Source organism: Streptomyces sp. NPDC053431, from assembly GCF_044544925.1.
Classification (GTDB): Bacteria; Actinomycetota; Actinomycetes; order Streptomycetales; family Streptomycetaceae; genus Streptomyces.
Map to the genome: position 1 here is coordinate 482,989 of NZ_JBITXX010000002.1, position 25,558 is coordinate 508,546.

The 25,558-nt window shown below is 72.9% G+C and carries 24 protein-coding genes and 2 pseudogenes; 11 read left to right on the top strand and 15 right to left on the bottom strand.

The genetic code is table 11. The annotated features are described in order from the left end of the window. The first annotated feature begins 314 nt into the window (after positions 1–314). A complete protein-coding gene (locus ACIGXE_RS08140; protein ID WP_399744708.1) occupies positions 315–854 on the top strand; it encodes a DinB family protein in 540 nt (179 codons plus the stop codon). Positions 855–988: 134 nt separating this feature from the next. Here the strand turns inward: ACIGXE_RS08140 and ACIGXE_RS08145 are convergent, their stop codons facing one another. The 3 genes from ACIGXE_RS08145 to ACIGXE_RS08155 form a co-directional block, all read right to left on the bottom strand. Next, positions 989–1,360 carry a hypothetical protein gene (locus ACIGXE_RS08145; RefSeq protein ID WP_399744710.1) on the bottom strand — a complete coding sequence of 124 codons (372 nt, stop codon included), beginning with the start codon at positions 1,358–1,360 and terminating at the stop codon, positions 989–991. 107 nt (positions 1,361–1,467) lie between these two features. Continuing rightward, complete coding sequence (locus tag ACIGXE_RS08150; RefSeq protein ID WP_399744712.1) at positions 1,468–1,992, bottom strand: AAA family ATPase; 525 nt, start codon at positions 1,990–1,992, stop codon at positions 1,468–1,470. Positions 1,993–2,005: 13 nt separating this feature from the next. After that, entirely contained in the window at positions 2,006–2,815 is an 810-nt protein-coding gene (locus tag ACIGXE_RS08155) for a class I SAM-dependent DNA methyltransferase (RefSeq protein WP_399744714.1), read from the bottom strand. A gap of 503 nt (positions 2,816–3,318) precedes the next feature. On the opposite strand from ACIGXE_RS08155, the gene ACIGXE_RS08160 reads away from it, so the two are divergent. Then, complete coding sequence (locus tag ACIGXE_RS08160; RefSeq protein WP_399744716.1) at positions 3,319–3,669, top strand: hypothetical protein; 351 nt, start codon at positions 3,319–3,321, stop codon at positions 3,667–3,669. A gap of 222 nt (positions 3,670–3,891) precedes the next feature. Continuing rightward, complete coding sequence (locus ACIGXE_RS08165) at positions 3,892–4,440, top strand: DUF1062 domain-containing protein (protein WP_399744718.1); 549 nt, start codon at positions 3,892–3,894, stop codon at positions 4,438–4,440. A gap of 87 nt (positions 4,441–4,527) precedes the next feature. Here ACIGXE_RS08165 and ACIGXE_RS08170 read toward each other — a convergent pair whose 3' ends face one another. The 3 genes from ACIGXE_RS08170 to ACIGXE_RS08180 form a co-directional block, all read right to left on the bottom strand. Then, positions 4,528–5,076: a GNAT family N-acetyltransferase gene (locus ACIGXE_RS08170; protein ID WP_399744720.1), complete on the bottom strand. Its 549-nt coding sequence runs from the start codon at positions 5,074–5,076 to the stop codon at positions 4,528–4,530. Positions 5,077–5,199: 123 nt separating this feature from the next. Further along, positions 5,200–6,246, bottom strand: a complete 1,047-nt coding sequence (locus tag ACIGXE_RS08175) for a pyridoxal-phosphate dependent enzyme (RefSeq protein ID WP_399745168.1) — start codon at positions 6,244–6,246, stop codon at positions 5,200–5,202. Next, a complete protein-coding gene (locus ACIGXE_RS08180) occupies positions 6,134–7,111 on the bottom strand; it encodes a GHMP kinase (RefSeq protein WP_399744722.1) in 978 nt (325 codons plus the stop codon). Before ACIGXE_RS08180 ends, ACIGXE_RS08175 begins: the two co-directional genes overlap by 113 nt. Before the next feature lie 51 nt (positions 7,112–7,162). Here ACIGXE_RS08180 and ACIGXE_RS08185 point away from each other — a divergent pair, with 51 nt between their 5' ends. After that, complete coding sequence (locus ACIGXE_RS08185) at positions 7,163–7,315, top strand: hypothetical protein (protein WP_399744724.1); 153 nt, start codon at positions 7,163–7,165, stop codon at positions 7,313–7,315. A gap of 20 nt (positions 7,316–7,335) precedes the next feature. On the opposite strand, the gene ACIGXE_RS08190 is transcribed toward ACIGXE_RS08185, so the two are convergent. The 4 genes from ACIGXE_RS08190 to ACIGXE_RS08205 form a co-directional block, all read right to left on the bottom strand. Then, entirely contained in the window at positions 7,336–8,148 is an 813-nt protein-coding gene (locus tag ACIGXE_RS08190) for a Rossmann-like domain-containing protein (RefSeq protein ID WP_399744726.1), read from the bottom strand. A gap of 212 nt (positions 8,149–8,360) precedes the next feature. Next, positions 8,361–9,158, bottom strand: coding sequence for an ABC transporter ATP-binding protein (locus tag ACIGXE_RS08195; RefSeq protein ID WP_399744728.1), 798 nt, complete (start codon positions 9,156–9,158; stop codon positions 8,361–8,363). Next, positions 9,155–10,114, bottom strand: a complete 960-nt coding sequence (locus tag ACIGXE_RS08200; protein WP_399745170.1) for a FecCD family ABC transporter permease — start codon at positions 10,112–10,114, stop codon at positions 9,155–9,157. The genes ACIGXE_RS08195 and ACIGXE_RS08200 overlap by 4 nt, the downstream gene beginning before the upstream one ends. Positions 10,115–10,568: 454 nt before the next feature. Next, positions 10,569–11,618, bottom strand: coding sequence for an ABC transporter substrate-binding protein (locus ACIGXE_RS08205; RefSeq protein ID WP_399744730.1), 1,050 nt, complete (start codon positions 11,616–11,618; stop codon positions 10,569–10,571). Positions 11,619–11,773: 155 nt separating this feature from the next. Here ACIGXE_RS08205 and ACIGXE_RS08210 point away from each other — a divergent pair, with 155 nt between their 5' ends. Next, positions 11,774–13,042, top strand: a complete 1,269-nt coding sequence (locus ACIGXE_RS08210; RefSeq protein ID WP_399744732.1) for an MFS transporter — start codon at positions 11,774–11,776, stop codon at positions 13,040–13,042. A gap of 337 nt (positions 13,043–13,379) precedes the next feature. Here ACIGXE_RS08210 and ACIGXE_RS08215 read toward each other — a convergent pair whose 3' ends face one another. Together ACIGXE_RS08215 and ACIGXE_RS08220 are read right to left on the bottom strand one after the other, a co-directional pair. Further along, the gene (locus ACIGXE_RS08215) at positions 13,380–14,387 is read right to left on the bottom strand and encodes a MerR family transcriptional regulator (RefSeq protein ID WP_399744734.1); all 1,008 of its coding nucleotides are present in this window, start codon (positions 14,385–14,387) and stop codon (positions 13,380–13,382) included. Positions 14,388–14,390: 3 nt separating this feature from the next. Then, positions 14,391–15,062, bottom strand: a complete 672-nt coding sequence (locus ACIGXE_RS08220) for a HEAT repeat domain-containing protein (protein WP_399744736.1) — start codon at positions 15,060–15,062, stop codon at positions 14,391–14,393. A gap of 142 nt (positions 15,063–15,204) precedes the next feature. Here ACIGXE_RS08220 and ACIGXE_RS08225 point away from each other — a divergent pair. The 5 genes and pseudogenes from ACIGXE_RS08225 to ACIGXE_RS08245 all read left to right on the top strand — a co-directional run bounded on the left by ACIGXE_RS08225 (position 15,205) and on the right by ACIGXE_RS08245 (position 21,020). Then, positions 15,205–15,277, top strand: a pseudogene (locus ACIGXE_RS08225). 115 nt (positions 15,278–15,392) lie between these two features. Then, on the top strand, positions 15,393–16,547 hold the full coding sequence (locus ACIGXE_RS08230) for a gala protein (RefSeq protein ID WP_399744738.1): 1,155 nt from the start codon (positions 15,393–15,395) through the stop codon (positions 16,545–16,547). Continuing rightward, positions 16,544–18,562, top strand: coding sequence for an ankyrin repeat domain-containing protein (locus ACIGXE_RS08235; RefSeq protein ID WP_399744740.1), 2,019 nt, complete (start codon positions 16,544–16,546; stop codon positions 18,560–18,562). The genes ACIGXE_RS08230 and ACIGXE_RS08235 overlap by 4 nt, the downstream gene beginning before the upstream one ends. Next, the gene (locus ACIGXE_RS08240; RefSeq protein WP_399744742.1) at positions 18,559–19,773 is read left to right on the top strand and encodes an AAA family ATPase; all 1,215 of its coding nucleotides are present in this window, start codon (positions 18,559–18,561) and stop codon (positions 19,771–19,773) included. The genes ACIGXE_RS08235 and ACIGXE_RS08240 overlap by 4 nt, the downstream gene beginning before the upstream one ends. A 14-nt stretch (positions 19,774–19,787) precedes the next feature. Next, complete coding sequence (locus tag ACIGXE_RS08245) at positions 19,788–21,020, top strand: VWA-like domain-containing protein (protein WP_399744744.1); 1,233 nt, start codon at positions 19,788–19,790, stop codon at positions 21,018–21,020. A gap of 133 nt (positions 21,021–21,153) precedes the next feature. Here the strand turns inward: ACIGXE_RS08245 and ACIGXE_RS08250 are convergent, their stop codons facing one another. Continuing rightward, positions 21,154–24,282 carry a discoidin domain-containing protein gene (locus ACIGXE_RS08250; protein WP_399744746.1) on the bottom strand — a complete coding sequence of 1,043 codons (3,129 nt, stop codon included), beginning with the start codon at positions 24,280–24,282 and terminating at the stop codon, positions 21,154–21,156. A gap of 208 nt (positions 24,283–24,490) precedes the next feature. Between ACIGXE_RS08250 and ACIGXE_RS08255 the strand changes: the two are divergent. Further along, positions 24,491–24,820, top strand: a pseudogene (locus ACIGXE_RS08255) (DUF2199 domain-containing protein); the annotation flags it as partial. A gap of 127 nt (positions 24,821–24,947) precedes the next feature. Here the strand turns inward: ACIGXE_RS08255 and ACIGXE_RS08260 are convergent. Both ACIGXE_RS08260 and ACIGXE_RS08265 read right to left on the bottom strand, forming a co-directional pair. Further along, positions 24,948–25,217 carry a GlsB/YeaQ/YmgE family stress response membrane protein gene (locus tag ACIGXE_RS08260; protein WP_399744749.1) on the bottom strand — a complete coding sequence of 90 codons (270 nt, stop codon included), beginning with the start codon at positions 25,215–25,217 and terminating at the stop codon, positions 24,948–24,950. Between the two features lie 131 nt (positions 25,218–25,348). Continuing rightward, entirely contained in the window at positions 25,349–25,522 is a 174-nt protein-coding gene (locus tag ACIGXE_RS08265) for a hypothetical protein (RefSeq protein ID WP_399744750.1), read from the bottom strand. Positions 25,523–25,558: the final 36 nt, after the last annotated feature.

A 25,558-nucleotide genomic window follows, 5' to 3' on the forward strand; every position in this document is an offset into this window, starting at 1 on the left:
GCGGGGGAAGGCGCGCGCGGAAGCCACCGCCTCCACTGGAGGCTCGGCCGAAGAAGCGCTTGAAGCCCTTCGAGTGCTCCGGGCGGGACTTCCCCGTTCCGTTCGACCGCCCGCCAGGGTTCAGGAACCGGGCGATGTCCTCGGGGACGTGGCTGCCGGCGAGCTTCAGCGCCGCCGCCTCGGCCGCCGCCCGGGTCCCCTCGACCTCTCTGGTCTGCGACAGGTGCCAGCGCGGGGAGTGGTCGGAGGGGTACAGGCCACCGCATCGGCGACGACCGGGCGTCCAGCGCCCCAAGCCTTGCTAACGTCGGCGTGTGACGACCTGCGCGGAATGCGACTTCGTGTACGACCTTGCCCAGGGCCCCGCGGTCCCGGCGCTGGCCAGGAGCTACGCGGACGCGTACGCCGAGCTTCTGGAGGCAGAGCCGACGGTGCTGCGGCGGCGCCCGGCACCGCTGGTGTGGGCACCCCTCGAGTACGCCTGCCACATGCGCGACGTGCTGCTCGTGCAACGGGAACGCCTGCTGGCCGCGCGGCGGTACGACACGCCGGTCGCCGAACCCATGGGTCGCGACGAGCGGGTCGAGCACGACGGGTACGCCGAACAGGAGCCGGCCGACGTCGCCCGCCAACTCCGGGACGCGGCCATGCTGTTCGCGCACTCCCTGGAGCGCCTGTCGGCCGCCGACTGGGAGCGCACGCTGATCTACTCCTATCCCGAGCGGACGGAACGCTCCCTGAGCTGGCTCGCCGTACACACGCTGCACGAGCTCCGCCACCACCTGCTCGACATGCGCCGCCAACTGCACCACTCCGAGGCGGCCGCCGCGCCCCTCCGGCGGCAAGAGGCGTAAGGCAGCAGCCCCCGCCGGTGGTCGGCGCCGGAGGTCGGACACGCCCTCGCGGCAAGGTCCATCGAGGCGTCGCGGCGAGCCGAAGCGCGCGGAGAGCAGAGGGGGAGGGGGAGAGAGGCGTCTGGCCGGAGCGATCAGGGCGTCAGCGGGGCGAAGAGACCCTCTTCCGCGTCGTCGAGGACGAAGCCGTTGTCGAGACGGACGCGCACGGTCACCCGGGCGCGACTCTCTTCGTACGCGCGCCACTCCGGCTCCAACGCCGCCACCTGCTCCTCCAGCTGCTTCCTGCTGGCGGGTGGCATCTGGGGACCGTAGGCGTCGAGGAGGGACGAGAGCCGGAGGTACTCGCGTGCCTCGGGGGTCTCCTGGCGGGGGTGCTCGGTGACGCGCTCGACGATGCCCTCGTTGCCTGCCGCAAGGAGAAGAGAAGGGCCGTCGAAATCATCGGCCAGAGGCAGTCTCAGCTCACTCGCCAGCCGCACGCGCCGGCCCTCGTCCAGTGTCATGCCCCCATTAGGCCACATCGGTCCCCCGGCCACGGTACGGCAGACCTCGGCCACCTGCGCCGACGCGACACCAGCCGCCGAACGAAGGACCCCCTGCGAGGTCTGGTTCAGGCGAGCGACGGCCACCGGTCGGACGCCCACTCCAGCCATCCCGACCATCCAGGAGGCGGACCTCCGATCTCATGCCCGTCGAGTTCGTCGGCGCCGGGCTCCTCGAAGAGCGTCCTCCAGCGCACGAGGTCCGCTTCGCTCATCGGGAAGGTCTGATCCGGGGTGGCCGACTGCCGACGGGCGATCCGAGAACGTTGGGTCTCATGATCCACCGGCACGTACACAAGGCGACAGGATGCCCCCACGGAGGCCACCAACCAGCGGATCGCGGATCTCTCGTCACGGGACCAGCACCCGAAATCGAGAACGACGTCGGTTCCGAGCCGGAGCGCCTCCAGACCTAGCCAGAGCAGCCGGCCTTCCAGCACGTCCCGCTTTCCCTCCGCCTCGGGCTCGCCGAACAGCGGAATCATCCACTCGTCCGGCGTCAGCCGCAGGGCGTTGTGCTCTTCGGCGAGTCGCCGAGCTCTGGTGGTCTTTCCGGCCCCCGGCAGGCCGACCGTCAGAAACAACATGGTCATGTCGAGAATCCCATCACGAAGCCCGTCCGGGAGGCCTCTCCCGGGGCGGCGACGCCGGGGCGTCGGGAGCCGGCGCGGGTAGCTCGACGACGAAGAACAGGAAGCAGGGTGTGGTCGAAAGGCTGTGGAAATCGTCGGGGAACAGCTCCCGGGCGGCCGGATCGGGCTGTGGCTCGCTGATGACGGCCAGCCGGAAGCCCGCGGCGGTGAAAGCGTCCGTCATCGCGTGCAGTGGCTTGCGCCAGAACCTCATCGGGACGGACTGCCCGCCGAACGTCCAGTCGAAGGTATAGCTCGTGGTCGCGGCGTAGTCGGGGCGGGGATCCTGGAACGTGTACGCCACGAACGGATGGTCCACCGACGCGATCAGCCGTCCTCCGGGCCTGAGCACCCGCCGCAACTCCGCCAACGCCGGCCCCCAGTCCTCCAGATAGTGCAACACGAGAGAGGCGACCACGTCGTCGAACGCGTCGTCGTCGAAGGGCAGCCGCCCGCTCAGGTCGGCCTGGTGCAGGGGTATCCCGTCGCCGAGCCGTCGCCTTGCCAGTTCCAGCATCCCCGCGCTGACATCGACGCCGGTGACCGCCGCACCGCGGGCCCGCAGCGCGGCGGACAGCGGGCCCGAGCCGCAGCCGGCGTCCAGGACCCGACGGCCGGCCACGTCTCCGGCGAGGGCCAGCATCGCGGGCCGCTCGTAGTACGCGTTCACGAGGTTGTTCTCGTTCTCCGCCGAGTACGCCTCGGCAAACCGGTCGTAGTCGTTCACCCGCTCCGGCGGCGCCGACCGGCAGAGGCCTTCGGGTCCGTTGGCTGCTCGCTCCATCGTCGCAGCCTAGGACCAGTCCCGCCGATCATGTGACTATTGCGCCCTGGGTGGCGGACGGAACGGATGACCGAACGCAGCTTCTTGCCGGGACGGTAGAAGTGAAAAGCGGCGATCGATGCTCATTGCAACCCTGTTGCTGTCGGCGGCACCGGCGGTGATCAAGGAGGCACACCGGTGGAAAAGGTGACCGCGAGGCACTGATGAACGTCTGTCGACCGAACAGGCTCTAGGTGGAGGTCCTGTCGTACGGCCACGGGTTCTGCGTTGCCCTGCCGCTGCCCCTGCCTCCCCTGCGGGCCTTCTTCGGGTGACGCCGGTAGAAGGTCGCGAGTTCTTCCAGGGCCCGGGCCGCGCGGGCGGTCACGTCGGCCTTGCCGGGAGGGCGACCGGGAACCAGACCGTGCCAGGCTTGTCGTCCCAGGCGTAGACGTCCGGCGCAGACGCGCGGAGGTGGCAGATCGTGCCGACCGCGTTGGTGTCAAAGGCGAGTTCGAGCGGTGATGGCCGCCTTCTTCGCCGAGGGGTACAGCCGGGTCGAGGCTCGGCTGACGGACGACAGGATCCCGAACGTCGCCCAGCGCCAGTACTACCTCCAGACGTATTACCTGGAGGACCCGAGCCGGAAGACCGAGGCCTTCGCGGAGATCGAGGTCTCCGTCCTCAACAGTCAGGTCGGCGCCCTCGTCCTCGTACGCCGTCGTGACCGGGACCGGTTCGGCAGCTGGGACCAGAGGCCGCCCGCGCTGTCCTTCCCCGTAGCCCATCACGAGGTGGGTGAGGCCGACCTCGTTCCTCGCCTGCGCGAGGCAATGGCCGACCTCGTCCGGCTGGAGCGGTTGCACCGGATCTAGGACTTGTCCGGTCGATGCCCGGGTGACCGTCGTCGTGCGCGCTCGAAAACCAGTAGAGCGGCGGCGCCGGCTTCCGTACCGTGCTGCTTGACCCAGTCGTCTGGTGAAGGACGTGCCGTTGTACACCCTGTGAGACCTCCCGAGCGCTGATGTGTCGCGCGTGCGCCGTGTGCGCCGCGCCCCTTTCTGCTGCGGATTTCTCACTGAAACCGGTGTATTTCTGTGCTCAACAACTGGGTGGTTGTGCCCACCTGCCTGCCGCTCGTTCGCCGGCGTTGCCACGCGTGCGCGTCCGAGCTCTTCCGGGCGAGCGGCAAGTTCCGTGTCAACGCGAACCACAAGGTCATCGACGCCTGGCTCCTCGTCCTCTGCACGGGCTGCGGGGAAACGGCCAAGCTCACCGTCCTGGAGCGGATGAATGTGCGCTCCGTACGACCCGAGCTGCTGGAAAGGCTGCATGACAACGACCTCGGCCTGACGGCTGAACTGCTCCAGGATCCCGTCCTGCGGCGCCGTAATCGCATCGCCCTGGACTGGGACAACGCCTGGCGCCTCGACACCGGAAACTCGGATCACCTGGACCTTGAGGTGATCGACGTCTCGGTCCGCTTCGCGGCGCCGATTCCCGTCCGGCCGGTGCGCCTGATCGCTGAAGGCTGCGATCTCCCGCGGGCCGAGGTCGAGCGGCTGATCAGGGACGGAAGGCTCGTTTCGGCCGTGCGGCTGAGCGGCAGGCTCTCGGGCGACTTCACCTTCACGCTCAAGCGCTGACCGTTCGTCAGGACCACGGGCCTGTCCGGCGCGGTTCGCCGGACAGGCCCGTCGGTCCGTGCGACGGGTGCCGTCGCGCGAAGCGGTTCAGACCGCGGGAAGGGTCGGGTCGGGGATCCAGGGGGTCGGGGCGGTGACGGCCCAGCGTTCGTGGTCGCGCCAGTCGCCGTCGATGTAGAGGTAGGCGGGCGAGACCCCCTCGTAGCGGAAGCCCAGCCGCTGGACCAGGGCGAGGGACGCCTTGTTCCCTGGCTGGATGCTGGCCTCCAGCCGGTGGAGCCGGAGCTCCGTGAAGGCGTGCCGCAGGGTGAGGGCGAGCCCCTCGGTCATGTACCCGTGCCCCGCGGACGGGGCGAAGGCCGCATAGCCGAGGGACGCGCCCTGGTAGCGGCCCCGGATGATCGAGTTGATGTTGACCAGGCCGGCGGCCGCGCCGGTCTCCCGGACGCGGACCAGGAACCCCAGGTTGCTGCCGTCGTCGAAGCGACGCATCCAGGCCTGGAACTCCTCCTCCGTCGCCGGGAGCTGCATCCACGGATGGTGCAGCTCGGAGCTGGCCTGTACGAGCGTGCAGAACTCGTCCTGGTCGGAAGGGGTGAGCGGGCACAGTTCGACCCGTGACGGCATCTTGAGCATGGGCCAACGGTAAAGCGTGTTTCGGAAGTACTCCCTGTCTTTCTGGCCGTACGACTTGCGGCGTGGAGGCGCGAAGCTCGAAGGCACGAAGGTGCGGGCGACCGACCGGCCCGCCTCGCTGCCTCAGGTGACCGCGGGCGGCGGTCCCCACGGTTGCGGCTCCGGCGAGTAACGGGCTCCCTCGCCGACGCCCGGCGTCCGATTCCACCGCATCCGGCACCACGGCAGCGTCAGCTCGCTCTGGTCCCGTACCTCGCGCGGAGCAAGGCCGGCGATCGGGGCGGCCTCCTGGTGGCGGCTGTAGACGGTGTCGACATAGCGGTGCCCGGTGTCCGCCGCGATGAACAGGACCGTCCGTTCGGGTGCGCGGTCGTGTTCGTGGCGGGCCGCGAGATAGGCGGCGCCGGCCGAGAGGCCCGCGAAGACGGCGTGCCTCCGCAACAGGTCGACGCTGCCGGACAGCGCCGCGTCGAAGGCGACCCAGTGCAGGGTGTCGTACAGCGCGTGGGAGACGTTCCCGAAGGGAATGGAGCTGCCGATGCCGGCGATGATGATCTCCGGGTCGGAGACGTGCTCGGCCCCGAAGGTGACGCTTCCGTACGGCTGGACGCCGACCAGCTGGACGTCGGCAGTCGGGACGTCGGCGGTACCCCACCCCACCTGGCCCGCCCGCAGGTAGCGGGCGAGCGCGCCGGTGGAGGCGCCGGAGCCGACGCCCCCGACGACGGTGAGGCGTTCGGTGCCGACGGCCTCGCGGATGCGGTCGGCGACCGACCGGTAGCCCAGGTAGTGGATGTCGTCGTGGTACTGCCGCATCCAGTGGTACTCGGGGTGTTCGGCGAGGATCTCGTGGATCCGCTCCACCCGTCGCTTCTGGTCGAGCTTGAGGTCGCTGCACGGCTCCATCTGTTCCAACGTCACCCCGAGCACCGCGAGTTGCGTGCGCAAGGTGTGGTCGACGGTGGAGGAGCCGACGATGTGGCAGCGCATGCCGTGCCGGTGACAGGCCAGGGCCAAGGCGTACGCGTAGATGCCGCTGGAGCTGTCCAGGAGCGTGTCACCGCGCCGTACCGCCCCCGTGTCGAGCAGGTGGCGTACCGCGGCGAGCGCGGAGACCACCTTCATCGTTTCGAAGCGCAGGCATACGAGCCGGTCGTCGAGCCGTATCAGGTCCGGCCGGCCGATCGCCTCGGCGATGTGCTGGTCCATCGAGGAGCTCCTTGGCAGGGATCGTGGGGCTAGTCGTGAAGGTCCTGGTGGTGGGGATGCCGTGGGCCCGCAGGCCGTGCAGGCAGCGGCGGACGCGATGGCGCAGACCCGTCGCCGCCGGGTCGAACAGCACGCCGGCGACCGCCCCGCTGTGCGCGATCTGGACCCCCACGGCCCCGGACCGGCGTGCGACGGAGCACAGCGTCTCGAACTCCGCGTGGCGAAGGATAAGTTGGCCTCGCCGTGCGCTCGCGGTGGCGACCTCGCCGACCAGGGCCGCGTCACCGGTGGCGACGGCGCGGCGCAGAAGCCCGCGCAGCCGCTCCCAGGCCCGGACGTCGCTGTCGTCCACGTCGGCCGTCGGCAGGGAGAGGGTGTCCACCGGCGCGCCGCCCCCGAGCGTGCAGCCGACCACGACCAGCGGCGGCAGCGCGGGACCCAGGACCTCCAGGACCCGGCCTTCCCGTTGGGCGAACAGGACCGGGCGGCCGTCGTCCAGCATCAGCGGGTCACTGGCCGTCTCCGCCCGGACGGCCAGCCGGGCGACCGTTTCCGGCGCCATCCGTACCCCGTAGGAGGCACCCACCGCACGCAGGGCGGCGATGACGTCGCTGGTGGAGCTGCCCATGCCCAGGCCCACGGGTACGTCACCGGTGAGCCGCAGTTCCCCTCCGCTCGGCGGAAGACCTGCCGCGTGGGCGCACTCGCCGACGGCGAGGGCCGCGGCGCGGGCGGCCTTGCGCCGGTCGGCGGGGGTCACGGTGAGGGACCGCGGCGCCGTGCCGGGTCGGCGGACGAACTCGGCGCGGCTGCCGGGACCGGCCATCGGAAGCGTGACGAGACCAGGGCGCCGCACCCCACCGTCGAGGAAGACGCCTTGGAGGATCTCACCGTGGTGGCAGGAGGCGTACCCGATGCCGGTGAGAAGGGCATCAGCATCAGCGCCGGCACCGGGATGGGGGCGGGCACCGGTACCGACGTCAGCACCGGTATCGGGATCGGCTTCGGCACCGCCATCGTTACGGGGTAGCGCCTTTCGAGCAGTCTGGATCACGCGCCTCCCACCCCCCGGTAGCGGTACAGAACCGTCTCCTCAGCGCTGAACTGGGAGAAGGGGAAGGGTTCCGCGGACAGGGCGGTCACGCCCGCGCCGAGGAACGCCCGGGCGACGGCGCTCCCCGACTGGGCGTAGACGACCAGGGGGGTGTCCTGGGCCCGACAGCGCTCCAGGATGGTGTCGAACGAGCCGTTGCTCAGGGTCATTCCGGTGGCCACCACGGCCTCGGCTCGCGAGAGCACCTCGTGCATGTCGTCGGTCACGGGATCGCCCCACTGGGTGGCCTTCAGATTGAAGTCGCAGGGCAGGGGTTCGCCCCCGCGCTCGCGGATCGCCGCCACCAGCGGGTTCACGACTCCGATGAGGCCCACCTTCGCCCCCGCCTCGATGTCGAGGAGGCCGGCGATGGCCGCGTCGCGTGCCACGGCGCGGAGTTCGGGCGTCCCGCCGGGGAGGGTGACCGGCTCGGCCTCTCCCGTACGGGCGGCGACTCGGTGCGGCCGGAGGTGGCCGAGGTAGGCGTCGAGCGCGGCGATGCGCAAGGGGCGGGACTCATGGCGCAGGAGAACGTCGAGCGGACTGCCGGAGGCGTCGCCGCAGATCCTGGGGTCTACTTCGCCGCCCTCGAAGGCACAGCCGCCGAAGGAGTCGCCGAGACGGACCAGGACGTACTGGTTGCGGTACGTGGTCGAGCCGCCCGCCAGACGGGTGCCGTGGTGGATCCAGAAGACGCTGGTGGCGACGAGTTCGTGCGGCGCCGGGCCGCCGAGCCCGCCGGCCAGTGCGGCTTCGAGGAGGCCGTTCACCGAGGTGAAGGGCGGAACAGAGGCGATACCCGAGGTGGGAGCAGCAGCGGCGGGGGGAGGAGAGGTGGGAACCCCGGCGGGGGGAGAGGTGGTGACAGAAGCGGCGGCAGAGCCGGGGGCAGCGGCAGAAGGGCCGGCGGTAGGGCCGGCGGTAGGGCCGGTGGTAGGGCTTGCAGCCGGGCCGGGGGACGACGGAGACATGGGATTTCCTTTCACAGGGTGGGCCGGTGCGACGGCGTCGTGGCGTCGATCGGCCCGCGATAGGCGACCAGAGGGTGGCCGAGGGAGTCGGCGGTGAGTTCGGCGTCGACCTCGAAGACCGCGGCGAGCCGCTCGGCGGTCAGGACGGCGGCCGGTGGGCCGGCGGCGATCAGCCGGCCGTGGTGCAGCAGGAGCAGCCGGTCGCAGTGGCGGGCGGCGAGCGACAGGTCGTGCAGTGCGACGAGCACCGTCTGTGGCGTGCCGGCCAGAAACCGCATGAGCTCCAGTTGGTGCTTGACGTCCAGGTGGTTGCAGGGCTCGTCGAGCAGGAGCGCGTACGGCCGTTGGGCGAGCGCGCGGGCGATGTGGACCCGCTGGCGCTCACCGCCCGACAGCGCCTTCCACGAGCGTCCGGCCAGCGCCGTGAGCCCCACGTGTTCGAGGGCGGCGGCCACGACGGCCCGGTCCGTGGCGTCGGGCCCGCGCCAGCGGTCCCGGTACGCGGTACGCCCCAGCCCCACGACGTCGGCGACCCGCAGGTCGCTGTCGGCGCCCGAGTGCTGCTCGACGAAGGCGAGGTGGCGGGCGATCCGGCGCGGACTCCAGCCGTCGAGGGGCACGCCGTCGTACCGTACGGTGCCCGCGTCGGGGGCCCGCAGCCCGGCCAGGCAGCGCAGCAGCGAGGACTTGCCGGAGCCGTTCGGGCCGATGAGCCCGACCGTCTCGCCGGAGGTGATGTCCAGACTCACCCCGCGGATGACCGGCGCGCCCGCCACTGACCAGCTCAGGGACTCGGCGGTGATCCTCACAGCTCGCCCCTCCTGCGCAGGACCAGCAGGAACAGCGGCACACCCAGCAGGGCGGTGATCACGCCCACCGGTACCTCACGGGGAGCGAAGGCGATCCGTGCCAGCGCGTCCGTCCACACCAGGAACACCGCTCCCGCGAGCGCCGCGTGGGGGAGCAGCGACCGGTGCAGCGGGCCGACGACGAAGCGCACTCCGTGCGGGACGATCAGCCCGACGAAGCCGATGGCACCGACCGTGGCCACGGCCACCGCGGTCAGCGTCGCCGTGACCACCAGGGCGACCGTACGCGCCTGCCGCACGCCGATTCCGAGCGAGGCGGCCGTGTCCGTACCGAAGGCGAGTCCGTCGAGGGCGTTCGCGTACGTCCACGCGAGGACCAGTCCGACCGGGGTGACGAGCGCGCACACCGCGACGCTGCTCCAGCGGGCAGGGGCCATCGATCCGAGCAGCCAGTGGGTGACGGCCCGCGTGGTGTCCGCGTCGGCCGACGCCATCAGGACGAGGGAGGTCAGCGCGGAGAAGAGCTGACCGACCACCACTCCGGTGAGGACGATGCGCGTCGAGTCGAGGCCGCTGCGCCGCAGGAGGAGCAGAAGCAGGCCGAAGGAGAGCAGCGCACCCGCGAGCGCTCCGCCGGTCACGCCGAGGGAGCTCGCACCCACGCCCAGGACCACCACGACGACGGCCCCGGTCGACGCGCCCGAGGACACCCCGAGGAGGTAGGGGTCGGCGAGTGCGTTGCGGGTGACGGCCTGGAGCACCGTGCCGCACACGGCCAGCGAAGCGCCGACGAGCGCGGCCATCAGCACGCGGGGCAGCCGCAGGTCCCAGACCAGCGAGTCCAGCAGCGGGGGCAGCGGCTCGACCGACAGGCCCAGACGGGTGCCCAGGACCCTTGCCAGATCCCCCCAGCTCACGTCGGCGGTGCCGACGCGTACGGCTGCCACCACCGACACGGCGAGCACAACGGCACCGAGCAGCAAGCCTCCCGCCCGGGTCGCCGCGCGGATGAGGACCCGCCCAGGGCCGAAAGCCCGCCCTGGGGGGGTGAATTCCCGTCCGGAGCCGCCGAAGAGCAACGCCGTGTCGGGACCGAGGCCGGGACCGGGACCGGGACCGAGGCCGGGACCGAGGCCGGGACCGAGGCCGGGACCGAGGCCGGGGCCGGGGCCGGGACGGAGGCCGGGACCGAGGCCGGGACCGAGGCCGGGGCCGGGGCCGGGACGGAGGCCGGGACCGTGACCGAGACCGGGACCGTGACCGAGACCGGGGCTGTGACCGGGACCGAGACCGGGGCTGTGACCGGGACCGGCACCGAGACCGTGACCGGGGCTGAGACCCGTATCAGGCCCGAGCCAACCAGATGCCGCTCCGTCACCCGACGACCCGGCACCGTGTCGGGTCGTCGGGTCAGCGGACATGGCCGAGGTCCTTCATGCCGTCGGCGAGCAGCCCGAGAGCGTGCACCGACCGCACCGACGGGTCCAGTTCGATGCCGGGCACCTCGAGGATCCTGTTGTGGCTGACCGCGCCGAGCCGGGAGATCACGGGGTGCGCGGTCATGACGGCGCGCTTCTCGGCGGCGCTGTCGCCCGGGCGGCCGCGCTCGGAGAGGTCGCCGATGACGATGAAGTCCGGGTCGCGCTGGGCGACTTCCTCCCAGGTCACCTCCGGCCAGTCCTCGTCGATGTCGTCGAAGGCGTTCTTCGCGCCGACGATCCGGCTCATCTCGCTGGGCAGGCCTGTTCCGCCGGCCACGTACGGCATGCCGTTGAAGACGGAGTAGAGGTAGACGACGGTCGGCCGTTCCGCGTCCCGGGGGACCTTCGGGGTGTTCGCCCCCGCTTGCGTCCCCGCTTTCGCCACCGCTGACCGCTGGCGGGCGGCGAGAGCGGTGGCGCGTTCCTCGACGCCGAAGATCCGGCCGAGGTTCTCGTAGTCGGAGAACAGCAGCTCGAAGGGCGGGGTGCCCACCGGGTTCTGCCGGGGGCAGTCCACCGCGCTGACGAAGGTGGGGACCTTGAGGGCGGCCAGTTCCTCCCGCGTCCCGGCCCGGTCCGCGGTGAACAGGTCGGCGGAGCTCGCGGCGACGAAGTCCGGGGCGGCCGCGCGCAGTTGCTCGACGGTGGCGATCTTCGGGGCGATCACCGGGACCTCGGCGTAGGCGGCGGCGTAAGCGGCGGGGATCTTCGCCTTGAGGTTGGCGGTGCCGGCCATGCGGTCCTGCAGCCCGAGTTCGAGCAGCGTCTCGGTCGTGGCCTGGTCCAGGGAGACGGCCCGTTCCGGGGGCCGGGTGAACGCGGTCGGGCGGCCGCAGCTGGTGACCGAGACCGTCGTGGCGGACGTGCTGTCCGCCCGATTGCGGCCGCCGTCCTCCTGGCGGCCACCGGCCGACGTGGAGCAGCCGACGGTGGCGAGGACGAGGGTCAGGGCGATGCCGAGGCGGGCGGGATGGCGCATGGGGTTCTCCGGTCGGGGAGGAGGCGTGGGTGTTGACGTGCACCGGGCAGGAGTGCCGCGTTCGAAGGGTACTGTAATGGAAATCATTTCCATTAACGACCGGGGTCCGCTCGTGCCGAGCCGCCCCGGCCCAGCCCGAGGGAGCCCCTGCCACCGTGACCACCACCCCGACCCCCAGCTCGGTCAAGTCGCCTGCCCCACCTGGAGGTTCGGTCCTGCGGGACCCCGCCTTCCTGCGTCTGTGGGCCGGCACGACGGCCTCCGGACTCGCGACCTGGGCCCTGCCGTTCGTCCTGGGACTCGCCGTCCTCCACCGCGACCTCGACGCCGGCGGGCTGGGGCTGGTCCTCGCCGCCCGCACCGGCGGATTCCTTCTCGCCGTCGCCATCGGCGGCGTGCTCGCCGACCGGCACTCCCGCCGGGTCGTCGTGCTCTGGTCCGCCCTCGCAGCGGCCGTCGCCGCACCCGCCCTCGCCGCCGGCCTCGGCCGCTCGCTCCTCCTGATGACGGTGGCGGCCGCCCTCGCCGGCGCCGGTCAGGGCGCCTGCCGCCCCGCCTTCCAGGCGCTCACCGCCGAGACCGTCGCCCCCGCACGACGACAGCAGGCCAACGCCGCCATGACGATGGCCGTACGGTCCGCCACCCTCGCCGGCCCCGCCCTGACCGCCCTCCTCGCGGCCTTCCTCGACGTCCCGGCCCTGCTGCTCGGCATCGGCGTCCTGTGGCTGGTCGCCGCACTCGCACCGGCCAGGAGCACCGGGCCGACAGCGCGACCGGCGGCCGAGCCGCCGACCCGGCGCACCGCGATGGGCGCCGAATTCCTCGACGGCATACGCGAGGCGCGGCGCCACCCCTGGTTCCTCGCCGGACTGACCGCCCTCGTGGCGGTGATCGCCCTCGGCTACTCCGCCACCAGCGTCGCCCTGCCCCTGATCAGCCGGGACCGCTACGACACCGAATGGGTGCTCGCGGCCTCCATGACCGCCTACACCGTGGGCGCCCTCGCCGGGGCGCTGCTCATCGCCCGTTGGCGGCCCCGCTCACCGGGCTGGGCGGCCCTCGCCGCTCTCGGCGCGTACGGTGTCGCCCCGCTCAGCCTGATGTTCCCCGTGCACCCGGTGCTCGTCGTCGCCGCGTACGCCCTCGCCGGCATCGGCATCGAACTGTTCAACGTGCCCTGGTTCACCGCCACGCAGCGCGAGGTGGCCCCCGACAAGCTGGCCCGCGTCTCCTCGCTGGACTTCCTCGTCTCGTACGGCCTCGCGCCGGTCGGCCTCGCCCTGATCGCCCCCGCCATCGCGCGTTTCGGGGTCACGGCGGTCCTCGGCGCCTGCGCCGCCGCCTGCTTCCTCGTACCGGCGGCAGCGGCACTCGTACCGACCACGCGCCACTTCTCGCGCGCGGGCGCGGCGGCGGGTGACTGACACTTCCGCGACCCGCCCCGCGGCCTGCGCGGCCCGCCCCGCGATCCAGGAGCGCACCTTCCGCGACCCTGGAGGACCCGCCCGCGCCCCTGGAGCGCATCGCCCACGCCCCTGCAGGACCAGCCCCGAGCCCCAGGAGCGCACGTCCCGCGCCGCCCCTGGAGGACCCGCCCGCGACCCGGGAGCCCATAGCCCGCGCACCGCAGGACCACCCCGAGCCCCAGGAGCGCACCTCCCGTGCCGCCCCTGGAGGACCCGCCCGCGACCCTGGAGCGCACGCGCCCCGCCACCCAGGAGCGCACGCCCCGCCCTGTCCGCGACCGCGAGCCGCGAAGCCTCACTCCCCGTCGCGCAAGCGGAGCAGGTACGTCGCGGTGAGGGCGACCGCGCGGTCCTCGTCACGCGACAGCTCCGCCAGGGCGCGTGACGCCGTCGCCCCAGGGATGTCGGCGAGCGCCTGGGTGAGCCGTCCGCGTGCGGGCGCACCGGTGGTGCGGTGGGCGAGACGGTCGACGAGGAGCCTCGCGATCCGGTCCGCGGCCGCGGCGTCGTGCGCCAGCGCGCCCAACGCGTCCGCCGCGTCGGTGTCGTTGGCGCCGTCCACGATCATGTCGATCAGGACGGCCGTCGCGTCGGCGACCCCGCGCGGCCCGAGGGTCAAGGCCGCGTGCCGGCGGACGGCGGTGTCGGGGTGGGCGAGCGCGCCGCAAAGTTCGTCGGTGGCGCGGTCGCCGGGCAGTTCGGCGAGGGCCTGGACGGCGCGTTTCCGTACCGCGGCCTCCGGCGAGTCGAGGCCCCGCGCGAGGAGGGCCGGGCCGTCGTCGGCGCCGGATCGCGCCAGAGCCCAGCGAAGGGCTCCGGCGACGTTCGTGTCGGTCTCGCTCAGGGCCGCTTCGACGAGGGCCTCGACGGGGACCGGCATCTCCTCGGCCGAGGTCAGGGCGGCGCGTTGGCGGATGTCGGCGTTCCGGGACGCCAGCGCGTTCAGCAGCGCGACGGTCTTGAGGACGTCCGTCCAGTCCGTGGGCTCGGAGGCGTCGATCCGGTTCAGCTGGGTGAGCAGCTCGGTCTCCGCGGCGATGCGCTCGCGTGTCCGGCGGGCGAGGTCGCCGACGAGCGTCGCGGGGGTGAAGCCGGGGTCGTCGAGCGCGCGCCCGATCTCGCGCAGCGACAACCCCAGCGACCGCAGGCTCTCGATGTGGAAGATCCGCCGGATGTCCTCCCCGGAGTACTCCCGGTAGCCCGAGCCCGTACGGCCCGAAGGCCGTACCAGACCCAGCTTCTCGTAGTGCCTGAGCATCCGGGCGCTGACTCCGGACCGTCGCGCCACCTCACCGATCAACACGCCTTATTGTCCCGCCCCGTCGGCGGGACCGAGAGCCACCACGCGCTTCGCCTCCTCGATCGCGAACTCGAACCCGCTGTCCGGGTCACCGAGCAGACGCTCCGTGGCGAGCGCGTGCGCCGCCACGACAGGGTCCAAGGACGCCGCCGCGGCACGCACGGACGGCACCATCGCCTCACCCAACGCGACCAGGGCACGGCTCAGACTCAGCTGCGTCTCGCGGTCGCCGCGCCCGAGCTGCGTCGCCAGCACGATCGCCAACGCGGACTCCTCGCCCTCGGGCGCGAGCACGACCGCGGCGCGCCAGGCACTGCGGGCCACGTCGTCATCGGCGTCGGTCAGCAGCTCCCCGGTGATCGCCGGCCACGCCTGCCGGTCTCCGACCTTGGACAGGGTGTGCAGGGCCTGGCTCCGTGCCTGCGGACGGCGCGAGCGGACGGCGCGGATCAGCAGGGGGACCGTCACCGACGCCGGGTGGCGCGTGAGGGCCCAGGTCAGCATGTCGCGGACGAAGAACTCGGGCTCGACCGCGCAGCGCTCGACGAGCGCGTCGACGAAGCGCGGGTCCGGTGCGGTGCCGATCGCCAGGGCGGCCCGCAGCCGCACGGACGAGCGGCTGTCCCCGAGCGCCTCGAGCGCTCGCGCCGCGGCGGTCTCCTGTGTCGTGATCGTCATGGGATCACCTCCTGGCCCCGCAGTGAAGTCCTTGTCACGGTGTCAAGGTCAAGCGCGTGCGTCCGCGTGGGCCCGCAATTCCCCAGAGCTCACACGTGGGGTATCGAACTCGCATACGAATGTGGCTATGATCATCCGAAGCAAGGCCGTAGCGCAGAGGTCGTCGCGCCCACGCATCGAGCTGGAGGACGTCGGTTCGAATCCGACCGGTCTTGCGCCTACTTGACGTCGACCTCGTCGATCACGTCGGCGACGCGTCGGCGCGTGTACGTGTCAACGTGAAGGTCGAAGCGGAACGCCGGTCGCCGGCGACAGACCGGTGGAGTGGTGATGGACCAGCCGACAACGCCCGTACGCTGCCCGGCGATCGAACACCCCGATCTGCCCCTGGCCGACCCCGCGCGGCTCACGCCCCTGCTCGACCGCCTCGCGGACGAACGTTCCGTCACCGGTGACGAGACCTTCCCGCTCGGCACGCTGCGCGCCGACGGCCGCGTCGACCTGTGCAAGCAGGGCCTCGGCCCCGGCGGCGCCGCCCGTCTCGTCCCCGCGGCCCTCGCCTCCCCGCACGCCGCGCATCTGCTCCTCGGCACCAACTCCCTCGGCGACGAGGGCGTACGCACCCTCGCCGAGGCCCTCGCCGGTGCGCGCCGGGCCGGCACCGGCCACGGCGTGCGCACCCTCTACCTCGGTTGCAACCGCATCGGCCCGGCCGGCGTGACCACCCTCGCCGAGGCGCTCGCCGACGACACCACCGTCCGGGCCCTGTGGCTCAAGCGGAACCCGGTCGGGGAGACCGGCGCCCGCACCCTCGCCGGCCTGCTGCGGCGCAACACCACGCTGCGCTCCCTCGACCTGGTCAACTCCGGCATCAGAGCGGCGGGCGTACGTGCCCTCCTCGACGCGCTCCTGGACCGCGACGCGCCGCTCGAACGCCTCTTCCTCGGCGGGAACGGCCTGACCGCCGCCGACGCCCCGCTGCTCGCCGCGCTCGTCCGCGACGCCGGCGTCCGCGAACTGTACGTCCCGGCCAACCACCTCGGCGACGCGGGCACCGCGCTCCTGGCCGAGGCCACCGACCCCGCCCGCCCCGTCCGGCTCGGCCTCGGCGGCAACGGCATCGGCCCGTCCGGCGCGCGGGCCCTCGCCGACGCCCTCGACGGCATCGACACCCTCGACCTCGGCCGCCCCATGTCCGAACGCAGCCTCGGCGCCCCCGGCAACACCACGGGCGACGACGGCGCCCACGCGCTCGCCGCCGCGCTGCCCGGCAGCCCGCTGCGCCGCCTCGAACTGCGCCACACCGGCATCACCGGCCGCGGCGCGAAGACGCTGCTCGCCGCGCTGGACGACGGACACCACCTCGAGTACGTGGGCCTCGGCCCCGGACTGCCCCGCCGGGTCAAGCGGTCCTTCACCGAACGGATGCGCCCGGCCCGCCCCACCCATCCCGACCTTCGCGCGATCGGCAGCCTTTACCGATGAGCCGGCACACCACCCCACCACCCGCGGCCCTCTCCCCGGCCGACGCCTCCGCCTGGGCCCGCATCCGGCGCTTCGCCGTCCCCCGCTGGATGATCGAGCGCGCCACCGAGGCCCGGCTGGCCGGCGACTGGCGGGCCGCCTGCGCCGCCGCGGCCGTCGACGTCCCGGACGAGCTCGACCCCGAGCGCGTGGCCGAACGCCACGGCCCCGAGGCCGCCGCCCGACTGGCCGACGACCTGCGCCACTTCGCGCCCGACCTGCTGCGCTGGCACCTGCCGCGCACCCTGGGCGGCCACACCACCCTCGCCACCTCCCGTCGCGTCGTCCTCGCCGCCTACGGCACCGCCGGACCCGTCCTTTCCGTCACCAACCTGCCGATGCTGGAAGGGCCGCAGCGGCTGCGCCTGCACCTCGGCCCCGCCCGCCCCGCCGACGCGCCGGACAAGCTCAACGGCGTCTACTACGGCACCGAGGACTGGACCTGCGCCCGCCGCTTCTGGGACGCCCGCCGCACCGGCGAACTGCGCCTCAGCGCCGGGCCCGCCCCCACCGGCCGCCTGCCGTTCCTGCACCCGGACGGCACGCCGCTGACCCCGGACGAACTGCCCGACGAGGACCCGGGGAGCGCGGACCCGGCCGCCCTGGCCGAATGGATCGCCGTGCTGCAGGCCCGCGGCGCGCACGCCGAGGCCTACGCCGCCGCCGGGCTCGACCTCGGCCTGACGCCCCCTCCGCAGGGCCAGTACTCCTACCGGGAGCTCGACGTCGCCGAACTCGTCGGCCACGGCGCCGTCGACCTCGCCCGCCTCGCGCCCGAAATCCGCCTGCTGTGGAACGCCGGACGGGGTACGGCATTCCGCCTTCCCGTCCACTGGCGCGCCCACCTCCGCGCCACCCTCGACGTCACGAGCACCGACGTCACGAACACCGACGTCACGAACACCGACGTCACGAACGCCGCCGAGCCGGTCGTACGGATCGCGGGCCGCGAGCGCGGTCAGGAGGAGGGCGCACCGGTCCTGCCGGAGTACGCCTGGCGGCGCCTGCCCGACATCGGCCTGCTGCGCGCGGGACGGATCAGGCCCGAGGAGCTGCACCCGCTGGTGGCCGCCGCCCTGTTCCCCGAGGCCGCTCCCGCCACCGGACCGGCCGGCCCGCGTGCGGCCGAGCCGGTGCGGGTCCGCTGCGGCGGCGGCTGGCACGAGGTCGTCTCCAGGAACGGCGTCCTGGACATCCCGCACACGCAGCAGGAGCAGCAGCGCGAACAGGCCCTGCGTGCCTTCGGCGGCACCATCTCCGGCTGCTTCGCCGCCCAGGTCGCCTGGACGACGGGCGAGGGACGGCTGCCCCGTGCCCTGCGGGAGCAGCGGCGCGAGCTGTTCACGTACGCCCAGCACGGCGACACGCCGGCGGTCACGGCGCTCCTCGACGCCGGCTGGGACCCGCACGTCCGCGACCGCAGGGGCCGCACCCTGCTGCACCTCCTGCATCTGCTCGACCACCGGGAGCTGCTGCCGCGGCTGCTCGCCGCCGGGCTCGACCTGGAGGCGCGGGACAAGACGCACTCCACGCCCCTGCAGCACGCCGTCGCCCAAGGCGGTTCGGCCGCCCTGGTACGGGACCTCCTCGACGCCGGCGCGCGCATCGACGTCATCGACGAGATGGAGCTCTCCCTCGACCAGGTGATCCGCCGCTACGAGCGCACCGACCTGATGTTCCTGCGCCGGCGCGTGCGGAAGGAGCATCCGGGCATCGGCTCCGAGTGGTTCGACGACTACCTGGACGAGCGGAACGGGAACGACGGCTGGGACGAGGAGCCCGGCCTCGACGACGAGCCCGGCCGCGACGACGAGCGCGAGCCGGACGCCCTCGACGGACCGGACCCGTCCGGCGAAGCCGACCCGTTCGGCGCCGGCGACCCCTTCGACACGCCCCGGCCCGCCGCGCCGGGGGACGCTGACGCCACCGCGTCCGCGCCCGACGGCGAGGACCTGGACGAGGACACCCCCGCATGACGACCGCCTCCACCACACCCCGCGCCGACGCCGTCCCCGCGGCCCTCGCGGCGGCCGACGCGCTCAACGCCCGCCTGCGTGCCACCCGCACCGAGGCCTCCGCGAACCCGCAACTGGAGGCGCTCGCCCTGGCCGTGACGGCGAACCAGCCCGTCCTGCTCTGGGGCGAGCCGGGCATCGGCAAGTCCGCCGGCATGGCGCAGCTCGCCGACGCCCTCGGCGTCGAGCTGGAGACCGTCGTCGCCAGCGTCCACGAGCCCTCCGACTTCGCCGGCCTGCCGATCGTCGGCGACGACCCGGCCACCACCGGCGTACCGATGGCCCCACCGGACTGGGCCGTCCGGCTCGCCCGTACCGGCCACGGCCTGCTGTTCTTCGACGAGCTCTCCTCGGCGCCGCCCGCCGTGCAGGCCGCCCTGCTGCGCGTGGTGCTCGAACGCCGCGTCGGCAGCCTCACCCTCCCCGAGTCGGTACGGATCGTCGCCGCCGCCAACCCGCCCTCCAGCGCGGCCGACGGCTGGCACCTCAGCCCGCCGCTCGCCAACCGGTTCGTCCACCTCGACTGGACCCACGACCCGCGCACCGTCGCCCGCGGCATGGCCGGGACCTGGCCCGAGACCGCCCTGCCGACCGTCGACCCGGCCCGCGCCTCCGGCTCCGTCGCCCGCGCCCGCGGGGTGATCTCCGGCTTCCTCACCGCCCGCCCCGGCCTGGTGCACCACCTGCCGAAGGAGGCCGAGGGCCGCGGCCGCGCCTGGCCGTCCCCCCGCTCCTGGGAGGCGGCGCTGCGCCTGCTCGCCACCGGTTACGCCTCCGGGGCCGGGCAGCAGGCCACGGCGGCCGCCGTCATCGGGGCGGTCGGCGAGGCAGCCGGCATCGAGCTGCTCTCCTACCTGGAGAACCTCGACCTGCCCGACCCCGACCGCGTGCTCGCCGACCCGTCCGCCTTCGCCCTGCCCGAACGCGGCGACCGCCAGCTGGCGTTCCTGGTCGCCGTCGTCGCCGCCGTGCAGAGCGAACCCACCCGTCCGCGCTGGGAGGCGGGCTGGGAGGTCCTCGCCAAGGCCGTCGACGCCGGAGTCCCCGACGTCGCCGCCCGCGCCGCCCGGGACCTCGCCGTCATGCGCGAGCCCGACTGGCCCATCCCGCCCGGCATCGACGCCTTCCTGGAGCTACTCCAGCTCGCCGGCGCCCTGCCCGGCGCGCGCTGACCGGCGCCGCCGACGTGTCCGCCACGCCCGCCGCCGCGGCGCCCGCCGGGGGCGAACCGGCACAGGAGCTCGACCGGGCCAAGCTGCTCGCCGCGCGCTACAAGGCCGCCGAGGCCCGCCCGTACCTCGCCTCCGCCCTCTACGCCCTGACGATCGTCCCCACCCACCACGTAGGCACCATGGCCGTCGACCGCCACTGGCGCTGCTACGTCGCCCCGGCCTTCGTCGCCTCCACCGGCATCGAGGAACTGGCCGGCGTGTGGATCCACGAGGCGGCCCACCTCCTGCGCGACCACCACGGGCGGGCGGAGAACCTGCCCGCGGCCGACCAACGCGACCGGCTGCGGATCAACATCGCCCAGGACTGCGAGATCAACGACGACCTGCTCGCGGACGGGCTGCGCCTGCCCGAAGGCCGCATGGAGCCGGGCCGCTTCGGGCTGCCCCAAGGCGGGCTCTTCGAGGAGTACCTGCCCGGCATCCCCGCCACCCCGCCGCACGCGCTCGACTGCGGATCCGGCGCCCACGGCGTCCCCGCCCCCTGGGACCTCGGACCCGGCGGGCAGGGCGCCACCAGCGGCGTCAGCCCGGTCGAGGCCGAGGCCCTGCGCCGCCAGACCGCCGAGGCGGTCCGGGCGCACCACCGCTCCCGCGGCTCCGTCCCGGCCGGCTGGCGCCGCTGGGCCGAACAGACCCTCGAACCCGTCATCGACTGGCGCAAGGCCCTGGCCGGCGCCGTCCGCGAGGCCGCCGCCTGGGCCGGCGGCGCCGTCGACTACACCTACCGGCGTCCCTCGCGGCGTACCCCCGCGCTCGGCGGCCGGGTCGTGCTGCCCAGCCTGCGCCGGCCCCTGCCCCGGGTGGCCGTCGTCGTCGACACCTCCGGCTCGATGGGCGACGACGACCTCGCCGCCGCCCTCGCCGAGATCTCCGGAGTGCTCCGCGAGGTCGGCATCGGCGGCAACCGGGTCACCGTCCTCGCCTGCGACGCCGACGTCCAGGCCGTCGCCCGCGTCACCGCCGTCGACCAGGTCGAACTCGCCGGTGGCGGCGGCACCGACATGACCGTCGGCATCCGGGCCGCGCTCGCCGCGCCCGAACCCCCGCAGATCGTCGTCGTCCTCACCGACGGCCACACCCCCTGGCCCCGGGAACCCGTCACCTGCCGCCTCGTCGCCGCCCTGATCGGACCGGCCGCGCCGCAGCCCCCGGCCTGGGTGGAGACCGTACGGGTCACACCGGCCTGACACCCGTCGCCCCGACCGGGCGCACATCCCGCCCGTGTCACCGAGGCCGTCGTGGCCGCCTGCTCCCGCATCGGCCACGGCCCCGGACCCGGCGGGGAGCCGGGTCCGGGGCCGTTGCGGGGGACCGGTGAGGTCAGCTGACGCCGATCTCGCCGAGCTGCAGGTAGTGGTCGCCGAACTGGTCGGGGCTCAGCCGGGTGCCGGTGATCTTCACGTAACGCGCCCTGGTCGGCGCGAACGAGAAGGTCTGGGTGGTGGCGCCGGGCCGCGGATGGCCGTGCTCGTCGGCGACGGTGGTCCAGGTGGCGTTGTCGGCCGACACCTGGACGGTGAAGTCGACCGGGAAGCCGAGACCCGTGTTCACACCGTCGGTGCGCGGGGTGAGCCGGACCTGGCTGATCAGGCTCGCCCCCTGGAGGTCGACGGTGATCCACTCGTTCGCGGCGGCCGTGGGCGACCTGAGGCTGCTCCAGCCCATCGAGTAGCCGAGCGCCGAGTTCCGCACGCCGTCCGTGGCGGCGGCGCGCTTCCAGCCCCAGTCCTCGACGGAACTGGACGCCGTCACCGGCCGGTTGGCGGCCAGGTCCTCGCCGGCGGCCTCGATCTCGGCCAGCTGCATGTGGTAGTTGCCGTGCGGGTCCGTGCGCAGCTTCGTCCCGGTGACCCTGACGTAGCGCACGTCGGCCGGCGCGAACGGGAAGGACTGTGCGGACGCGTCCGGCCGCGGGTACCCGTGCTCGTCGGCGACGGTGGTCCAGGTGGCGTTGTCGGCCGACACCTGGACCGTGAAGTCGACCGGGAAGCCGAGACCGGTGTTCGCGCCGTCGGCGCGGCCGAAGAGGTCCAGGCGCCCGATCCGGCGGGCGGCACCGAGGTCCAGGGTCACCGACTCGGTGTGGTCGACGGACATCTTGTCGATGCTGCTCCAGCCGGTGGTGCCGGTCGGCAGCGAGCGGCGGCCGTCGGTGAGGGCCTTGCTGCTCCAGCCGTCGGCCTCGTAGCTGCTGGACGTGGCGACGGCCGCGCCCTCGGCGGGGTTGCCGCCGGGATTCAGCCGTACGTTGTCGAACCGGGCGCCCGCGCCGCCGGTGGCGAGACCGACGTTGCCGACCGGATAGCTCGCGTCGGTCAGCGAGATCAGCTCCGTCGCGCCCGCGTACACCCTGAGCGAGGAGCCCCGGGTGACGGCCCGCAGGGTGACCGTCCGGCCCGGGCTGTAGCCCGGCACCACGGCCTTGGCGAGGTCGACCCCGCTGCGGTGCACGAAGACCTCGCCGTTGTTGCGCAGGGCGACGAGGTAGCCGGTCTGCCGGTCGGTGGGGTGCTGGCTGTGGACGGTCAGACCGGCCCAGTTGGTGTCGCCGCCGTCGGCGTTCACGCCGGTGATCCGCACGTCGACGGAGGCGGCGACGTCACCATAGGCCCGCCCCGCCACCGCGGAGACGGTGTCCCAGTCGGCGGCGGTGTCGGTCTGCGCGTACGCCTGGTCGCCGGTGACCGACCAGGAGCCCCGGGTGTGCCGCCACTCGGAGTCCACGCCGGAGGAGAAGTCGTCGGCGAACGGATAGGAGGCGTCGGGGCCCGGGGTGGTGAGGGCGTCCAGGATCTGCTTGTGGCGGTGGTCGACCTCCGCGCCCGAGGTGGTGAACCGCACGCCGCTCGTGATCAGGGACGAGACGAGCGCCCGGGCCAGGACCGGCTTGACGGCGGCCAGTCGGTGCAGCAGCTCGTAGTCCTGGATGCCGGCCAGCAGCGCTTCGCCGCGGACGCTGTCGAAGACGTCGAGGGCGTCCTTGTCGGGGCGTACCAGGAACGGGTCGCCGTCGGTCGCGTCGTCGAAGGTGTCGATGTGCCGGAAGCCGTCCGGGGTCGTCCAGATGTTCCAGCCCCAGTGCAGGAAGCCGTTGCCGCCCACCGCCGACACCATCCACGGTGTCAGACGGGAGTCGGACAGCGGGTAGCTGATGAAGCGGTTGAGGCGGTGGTCCCTCGGCTCCGTGCAGTAGTACAGCCAGAGGTCCTTGCCGGCGAGGCGGCGGCTCTGGTAGTAGCCCGGGTTCGCGTCGTACTGGTCGTTGCGCGGCGTGACGGTGCCGAGGACCTCGTCCAGGGCGGGCACGGCGGCGTGATGGGCCTCGTTCGACTGCCCCTGGGGGAAGTACGCGTGATAGCGCTCGTAGAGCCGGCGGGCGGCGTCGACCTGGGGCTGGTCCCAGTCGTTGGGCTCGTCGACCGCGCTCATGTAGAACGCGTCGCTCCACCGGCGCCCGGGTGCGCAGGACCGGCCGGGATCCAGGCACTTGGAGTCGAGGTGGGCCTTCAGCGCGGGCAGCACCGTGTCGAGATACGCGGTGGCCTCGGGCGACCCCGAAGGCAGGTAGCCCATCTTCACCCCGCCCGCGCCGTCGCTGACGAGGGCTTCGAGGTTCTTGCCGCCGGCGCCCTCGATGAGGGTGGGGGTGTAGATGTACTGCAGCGCGCCGGTGTCCTGGAAGAGCTCGACGAAGCGGTCGAAGTTCTTCCAGGTGAAGGTGTACTTCCCGGCCACCAGGGTGGTGTCGCGGATGGCCAGGGCCTGGAAGTCCGCGTAGATGACGTTGTTGCGATGCCTGGCGTGGTTCTTGGCGATGTTCCCCATCAGGGTCCACCAGGCGGGGGAGTAGTCCTCGATCCCGTACTGGTCGGGGATGGACGTCGCCGTCCACGAGTAGTCCCAGCCGACGGAGGTGAACCAGTTGTTCATCCGGAACGTCGACCGGTTGGCCGGGGGCAGTTCGACGTCGTACACCGTCACGGACACCGGTACGTCGACCGGCCCGGCCGAACTCTGCACGGTGGCCTTGCCGGTGTAGGTGCCGGGAGCCTGCCCGGTGGGCACCGCCACGCTGTAGTAGTACGGCTGAGTGGTGTCGGGCGCCAGCTGCTCGAGGCCGTTCGCGACGAGTGCGTCGTAGTAGGCCGTGCCGCCGTCCGGCGGCTCCTGCTGGTGACCGCTGCGGACCTTCCAGATGTTCGGGTGGTTGTACTCCCGGTTCACGGTGATCCGCGAGGCCGGGATCACGGCCCCGCCCGGACCGGTGAGGTCGCTCGCCCGCACCGACACGTCGCTCAGCGTCTCTCCCGAGCGCAAGGCGATCTGCGCGGCCTGCACCTCGTTGCGCGCCGCGAAGAGCGACACGGCCTTCGCCGGTCGCTCGGGCGCCGGCGACGAGGAGAAGACGTGGTCGGCCCCGCTCTCGACCCATACCGACGGCTGGACCACGGCCGCGGCCTCCCCCGGGCTGAGCACGGACGCCGTCAACAGACAGGCCGATGCCGTGACTGACGCCCTGATGAATGCTCGTCTCACGATGTCCTTACGCTCCCCCTGACATGCGCACGGCGGATCCGTGGCGGCCCCCAGTCAACCGCATGACGCCCCCGGAGATGATCTTTCCCCGCCTCTTTCCCTTCCCGGACGCGAGGAGCCCGGGCGAGCGCGCAGGTTCTCCTGGGGCGTGTGGGTCTCGCTCAGCCGGGAGAACTTCTCCCGCTCGGCGGACCTCTGGGACACGCCGGGACGCGAGGCGGAGGAGCCGTACTTCGGCTGGCTCACGACCGATCTGCCGCTGTACGCGCCGACGACGCTGAACCTGAAGACCAACGTCCACACCCGCCCCGTCGGCGAGCGCCCCTTCGTGGAGCTGGAGCCCACCGACCACCCCCTCGCCGTCGAGCAGCGCACGGGGATCACGCTGGACCGCGTGCGGGAGATCGCGACGGCCGTCCTCCACTCCGGCGCCGACCACGGCCACGACTGATCGCTCGCCGCCGGCCCGCGCCGGCCCGCGCCGGCCCGTGCCGCCGTCCCGGCGGAACGGGGCCGCACACACGACGCGGCCCCGACCGGCCCCCGAGGGCGCCGGTCAGGGCCGGATGCGAAGCGCGTCAGTGGCGGTGCCTGGCGCCGGCCACGAGGCGGTAGCAGGCCAGGAGGATGAGAGAGCCGACGATGGCGGCGACCCACGTGGAGATCTCGAAGAACCCGTCAATGGAGTCCACGTCGAAGATGACCTTCCCGAGCCATCCGCCCAGCAGTCCTCCCGCGATACCGATCAGAATGGTGATGAAAATGCCGCCCGGATCCTTTCCAGGCATCAGAAGCTTCGCGATGATTCCGGCGATCAGGCCCACCAGAATCCAACCGATGATGCTCACGGTGCACCTCTTCTCAACGCAGATTCCTGCTACTCCGTATGCGCTGAACACCGCGTTCCAAACCCGAGCAGAAGCGTCGGGTGAGAGATTCTTCTTTCTGTCGCGGGCATCGGAAGCCGCGACCGGCCAGGTCAGTCCTTGAAGGCGTCCTTGCCCTTTTCCTTCAGGCGCCGCGCCTTGCCGCGTGCCTCCAGTGCGGCCCCCTTGAGCGCCGTCTTCTCGTTCCCCAGCGCATGCGCCGTCTTCCTGACGGCCTTCCCCATTACTTGCTCCGCCGAAGCCTTCAGTTTCTCGCTCGCGCTCATACCCGTCACTCCAGAACAGGAACAGGAACCGGGACG

What these genes read in the sequence shown, in the direction of transcription:
- ACIGXE_RS08180 (WP_399744722.1), bottom strand. Translation starts at nt 7,111, where the DNA reads ATGGCCGGTCCCGGCAGCCGCGCCGAGTTCGTCCGCCGACCCGGCACG.
- ACIGXE_RS08145 (WP_399744710.1), bottom strand. Translation starts at nt 1,360, where the DNA reads ATGACACTGGACGAGGGCCGGCGCGTGCGGCTGGCGAGTGAGCTGAGA.
- ACIGXE_RS08235 (WP_399744740.1), top strand. Translation starts at nt 16,544, where the DNA reads ATGAGCCGGCACACCACCCCACCACCCGCGGCCCTCTCCCCGGCCGAC.
- ACIGXE_RS08170 (WP_399744720.1), bottom strand. Translation starts at nt 5,076, where the DNA reads ATGCTCAAGATGCCGTCACGGGTCGAACTGTGCCCGCTCACCCCTTCC.
- ACIGXE_RS08265 (WP_399744750.1), bottom strand. Translation starts at nt 25,522, where the DNA reads ATGAGCGCGAGCGAGAAACTGAAGGCTTCGGCGGAGCAAGTAATGGGG.
- ACIGXE_RS08240 (WP_399744742.1), top strand. Translation starts at nt 18,559, where the DNA reads ATGACGACCGCCTCCACCACACCCCGCGCCGACGCCGTCCCCGCGGCC.
- ACIGXE_RS08230 (WP_399744738.1), top strand. Translation starts at nt 15,393, where the DNA reads ATGGACCAGCCGACAACGCCCGTACGCTGCCCGGCGATCGAACACCCC.
- ACIGXE_RS08220 (WP_399744736.1), bottom strand. Translation starts at nt 15,062, where the DNA reads ATGACGATCACGACACAGGAGACCGCCGCGGCGCGAGCGCTCGAGGCG.
- ACIGXE_RS08160 (WP_399744716.1), top strand. Translation starts at nt 3,319, where the DNA reads ATGGCCGCCTTCTTCGCCGAGGGGTACAGCCGGGTCGAGGCTCGGCTG.
- ACIGXE_RS08205 (WP_399744730.1), bottom strand. Translation starts at nt 11,618, where the DNA reads ATGCGCCATCCCGCCCGCCTCGGCATCGCCCTGACCCTCGTCCTCGCC.
- ACIGXE_RS08155 (WP_399744714.1), bottom strand. Translation starts at nt 2,815, where the DNA reads ATGGAGCGAGCAGCCAACGGACCCGAAGGCCTCTGCCGGTCGGCGCCG.
- ACIGXE_RS08150 (WP_399744712.1), bottom strand. Translation starts at nt 1,992, where the DNA reads ATGACCATGTTGTTTCTGACGGTCGGCCTGCCGGGGGCCGGAAAGACC.